Raw genomic sequence first — 5,015 nt, 5'->3', positions numbered from 1 at the left:
TGGACCGCAACCATCGCACCACCAGCGGGCAGCGCCTGCATCAGACGACCACGCGCCGCAACGAGAGCCGCAGCATCCTCCAGCGACAGCACACCCGCCACATGCGCGGCAGCGATCTCACCGATCGAATGACCGGCCACGACCTCGGGCTTCACACCCCACGACTCGACCAGCCGGTAGAGCGCGACTTCAAGGGCGAACAATGCGGGCTGGGTGTTGCCGGTCTCGTCCAGGCCCTCACCCGAGAGGATCACCTCACGGAGACCACCATCAAGGTGAGACAGAACCTCGTCAAACGCAGCCGCGTACGCCGGAAAAGCCTCGTACAGCTCACGACCCATACCTCCACGCTGCGCGCCCTGACCCGTGAACATCACGCCCACCCGGCCGGACCCGGCAACACCCTCGACGACCTCGTCACCGACGATCACGGCCCGGTGCTCGAACAGCGACCGCGAGGTCACCAGCGAGGCACCGACATCGACCGGACGGGCATCCGAACCGGCCACGAACTCCCGCAGCCGGCCGATCTGGTCCTTCAGCGCACCGGCCGTACGGCCGCTGACCACGAACGGGACCACAGCCGGAGCCGCGCCCTCGGCTGCCGGCTCCTCGACCTCCGGAGCCTGCTCCAGCACCACGTGCGCGTTCGTTCCGCTGATGCCGAACGAGGACACCGCCGCGCGCCGCGGACGGCCGGTCTGCGGCCACTCGCGCGCCTCGGCCAGCAGTTCCACCTCGCCCGCCGACCAGTCCACCTCCGGCGAGGGCTCGCCCACGTGCAGGGTCTTCGGCAGGACGCCGTGGCGCATGGCTTCGACCATCTTGATGATGCCCGCGACACCGGCGGCCGCCTGCGTGTGGCCGATGTTGGACTTCACCGAGCCGAGCAGCAGCGGCCGGCCTTCGGGGCGCTCCTGGCCGTAGGTCGCGAGGAGCGCCTCCGCCTCGATCGGGTCGCCCAGCCGGGTGCCCGTACCGTGCGCCTCCACCACGTCCACGTCCGCCGCCGTCAGGCGGGCGTTGAGCAGCGCGTGCCGGATGACCCGGCGCTGCGAGGGTCCGTTGGGGGCGGTCAGGCCGTTGGAGGCACCGTCCTGGTTGATGGCCGAACCCCGGACGACGGCAAGGACCTTGTGGCCGTTGCGCTGCGCGTCCGAGAGGCGCTCGACCAGCAGCATGCCGACGCCCTCGCCCCAGCCGACGCCGTCGGCGTCCGCCGAGAAGGACTTCGAGCGGCCGTCCGGGGCGAGACCGCGCTGACGGCTGAACTCGACGAAGGTGCCCGGGGTGGACATCACGGTCACGCCGCCCGCGAGGGCCATGGAGCACTCGCCGGAGCGCAGCGCCTGCGCGGCCAGGTGCAGGGCGACCAGCGAGGAGGAGCAGGCCGTGTCGACGGTGACGGCCGGGCCGGTCAGGCCCAGGTTGTAGGCCACGCGGCCGGAGGCGACGCTTCCCGCGCTGCCGGTGAGGATGTGCCCCTCGTGGCCTTCGGGAATGTCGCGCAGGCGCAGGCCGTAGTCGCCGTACATGACGCCGGTGAAGACGCCGACGGCGGATTCCTTGACCGTGGTCGGGTCGATTCCGGCGCGCTCGAAGGTCTCCCAGGCGGTCTCCAGCAGGAGCCGTTGCTGGGCGTCGACGCCGAGGGCTTCCCGCGGGCTCATGCCGAAGAAGTCCGGGTCGAACTTGTCGGCGTCGTGGAGGAAGCCGCCCTCGCGGGTGTAGCTCTTGCCCTTGGCCTCGGGGTCGGCGTCGTAGAGGTCCTCGGGCCAGCCGCGCCGGGTCGGGAACGGCGATATCGCGTCGGTGCCGTCCGCGACGAGCCGCCACAGGTCCTCCGGCGACTCGACGTCACCGGGGTAGCGGCAGGCCATGCCCACGATGGCGATCGGTTCCTGGTTCTTCTCTTCGAGCTCCTGCAGACGGTTGCGCGTCTGCACCAGGTCGGCGGTCACCTTCTTGAAGACACCGAGGAGCTTTTCGTCGTTCGACATTTCTGCGTTCCCTACCCATTCATTTCGACAAGTTCCGGAATTCGTTTTCTTCTGCGTCAGTCGAAGGTGATCCCGAATTCCTTGCCGACGAATTCATACATTTCCTCGACGGAGGCCGATTCCAGGTCCTCGGCCACGCCGGTGCCTTCCGCCGCGGCCCGGTGGCCGCGGCTGCCGTCCCAGGCGGACATCAGCGCCGCCAGCCGGACCTGGGTCTGGGCCGCGGCCATCTCGTCCAGTTCCAGGCTCGTCAGGGCGGCTTCCAGTGCCTCGATGCGCTCCATCACGAGCCGTTCGGGCGACGCCCCGGCATCGACGAGCTCCTCCCGCAGGTGCGTGGCGAGCGCCTGCGGAGTCGGGTAGTCGAAGATGAGCGTGGCCGGCAGGCGCAGTCCGGTCTCTCCGTTGAGACGGTTGCGCAGGTCGACGGCGGTGAGGGAGTCGAACCCGAGCTCCTTGAACGCCCGCTCCGGGTCGACGGTGTCCTGGCCGGCATGGCCCAGTACGGTCGCGACCTGTACGCAGACCAGCTCGCGCAGCACCGCGTCCTGTTCGGGCTGGGCCAGCGCGGCCAGGCGCTGGGCGAGGCCCGACCCGCCGGCCCCGGTGCCCGCTGCGGTGCCCGCGGCGGCCCGCCGCGGGGCCTGGCGGACCAGGCCGCGCAGGATCGCGGGCAGCGCGTCGCCCTGGGCGCGCAGCGCCTTCGTGTCGAGGCGCATCGGGAGGACCCAGGCGCGGTCGCTGCCGACCGCGGTCTCGAAGAGCGCCAGGCCGTCGTCGGCGGTCAGCGGCAGCAGACCTGCGCGGATCATGCGCTGGAGGTCGGCCTCACCGAGGTGACCGGTGATCCCGCTGGCCTCGGCCCACAGGCCCCAGGACAGTGACGACGCCGGCAGGCCCGCGGCGCGCCGGTACTCGGCGAGGGCGTCCAGGAACCCGTTCGCGGCCGCGTAGTTGCCCTGCCCCGGTGCGCCGAAGACGGCGGCGGCCGAGGAGAAGAGCACGAAGCCCGACAGCGGCAGGTCCTTGGTCAGCTCGTGCAGGTTCCACGCCCCGTCCACCTTGGGGCGCAGTACGCCGTCCACCCGCTCGGGGGTGAGCGAGGCGATGACGCCGTCGTCGGCGACACCGGCCGTGTGGACCACCGCGGTCAGCGGGTGCTCCGCGGGGATCGAGGCGAGCAGCTGGGCGAGCGCCTCCCGGTCGGCCGCGTCGCACGCGGCGATCCGGACCCGGGCGCCGAGCGCGGACAGTTCGTCGCGCAGGGCGTCGGCACCTTCGGCGGCGGGGCCGCGCCTGCTGGTGAGCAGCAGGTGGCGTACCCCGTACGCCGTGACCAGTCGGCGGGCCAGCATGGCGCCGAGGACACCGGTGGCTCCGGTGACGAGCACCGTTCCCTCCGGGTCGAACGGCGGCCGGCCCTGCGGGGCGTCGGGCTCGACGGCCATCCGCGCCAGCCTCGGCGCGTACAGCTCCCCGTTCCGGACGGCGAGCTGCGGCTCACCGGTGGCCGGGGCGGCCATCAGCGCCTGCCAGGTCGCGGGGGCGCCGAGCTCGGAGCGCTCGGGCAGGTCGAGCAGGACGATCCGGCCCGGGTTCTCCGTCTGGGCCGAGCGCAGGAGGCTCCACGCGGAGGTCAGGGCGAGGTCCCCGCCTTCGGCTCCGCTCGCCACGACCAGCAGCGTGGACTGCTCCAGGCGCTCGTCCGCGAGCCACTCCTGGGCCAGCCGCAGGGCGCGGTAGGTGACCTCGCGCACCGCGTCCGGCACACGGCCCGCGTCGGGCCCCGCGGCCGCGAGCGGCAGCAGCGTCACCGGCGGGACCGGCTCGCCCCCGTCCACCGCATTCAGCAGGGCGGCCACGTCCTCGTACCGGCGCAGACCCGGGAACGGGCCCTCGGCCAGGCCGGGTTCGCCGTCGCCCAGCAGGGCCCAGCCATCGGCGGGCGCGATCGACGCGCCGGCCACCTTGGTCCGCTCCACCTGGAAGAGGGCCTCGTGGTAGGTCGTCCGGGCACTGCCCAGCGCGTCCACGGAGACCGTCCGCCACAGCAGCGAGTCCGCCTCGGCGACGGGCTTGCCCGCGCCGTCCGCGATGAACAGGGAGACGGTGTCGGTGCCCGTGGACACGAAGCGCACGCGCAGGTCGGAGGCCCCGGAGGCGTGCACGGTGACACCGCCCCACGAGAAGGGCAGCGCGGGCTCCGACGCGTCCTCGAGCGCCTTGAGCATCATGGCGTGCAGCGTGGCGTCGAGCAGCGCCGGATGCAGGGTGAACGCCCCCGCCTCGGTCCGCTGCGCATCGGGCAGCTCGACCTCGGCATAGACCTCGTCGTCCCGCCGCCAGGCGCGGCGCAGCCCCTGGAAGGCGGGGCCGTATCCGTAACCCTGGTCGGCCAGCCGCTCGTACGCGCCCTCGACATCCACCTCGACGGCCCCGGCCGGGGGCCACTCGACCAGATCGCCGGGAATCCGCGCGGTGGTCGGCGCGAGCACGCCGGAGGCGTGCTGGATCCACGCCTCCGCGTCCCCGTCCTGGCCTTCGGGCCGGGCGTGAACGGTCAGGACCCGGCGCCCGGAATCGTCGGGCGCCCCGACGGTCAGCTGCACCTGTACGCCGCCGCGCTCGGGCAGGATCAGCGGCGCGGCGAGGGTGAGCTCCTCCAAGGTGCCGCATCCGACGCGGTCACCGGCCTCGGTGGCCATCTCCACGAACGCGGTACCGGGCAGCAGGACCGTTTCCGCGACCGCGTGGTCGGCGAGCCAGGCGTGCGTCTGGAGCGAGAGCCGCCCGGTGAGGATCAGGCCCTCCCCGTCGGCGAGCTCGACCGCCGCGCCGAGCAGCGGGTGGCCGGCGGAGGTGAGACCCGCCGAGTTCACGTCGGCGCGGTCGGCCACGGGCACCAGCCAGTACGACTCGCGCTGGAAGGCGTAGGTGGGGAGGTCGACGCGCCGGGCGCCGGAGCCTTCGTAGTACGCAGTCCAGTCGACCGGGACGCCGGTGACGAACAGCCGG

Annotated in this window: 2 protein-coding genes; both read right to left on the bottom strand. The window is 72.8% G+C overall.

Annotation, left to right across the window (positions count from 1 at the left end):
• Positions 1–2,000, bottom strand: a 2,000-nt coding sequence (locus ACIP5M_RS35940; RefSeq protein ID WP_401205344.1) for a type I polyketide synthase, incomplete at its 3' end; no start/stop codon positions are given.
• Between the two features lie 56 nt (positions 2,001–2,056).
• On the bottom strand, positions 2,057–5,015 hold a 2,959-nt coding region (locus ACIP5M_RS35935), incomplete at its 5' end, for a type I polyketide synthase (RefSeq protein WP_401205342.1).

Source organism: Streptomyces sp. NPDC088762 (assembly GCF_044750905.1).
Lineage (GTDB): Bacteria > Actinomycetota > Actinomycetes > Streptomycetales > Streptomycetaceae > Streptomyces.
Note: the sequence above shows the minus strand (reverse complement) of the source record. Positions and strands in the feature narration are given on the sequence as shown.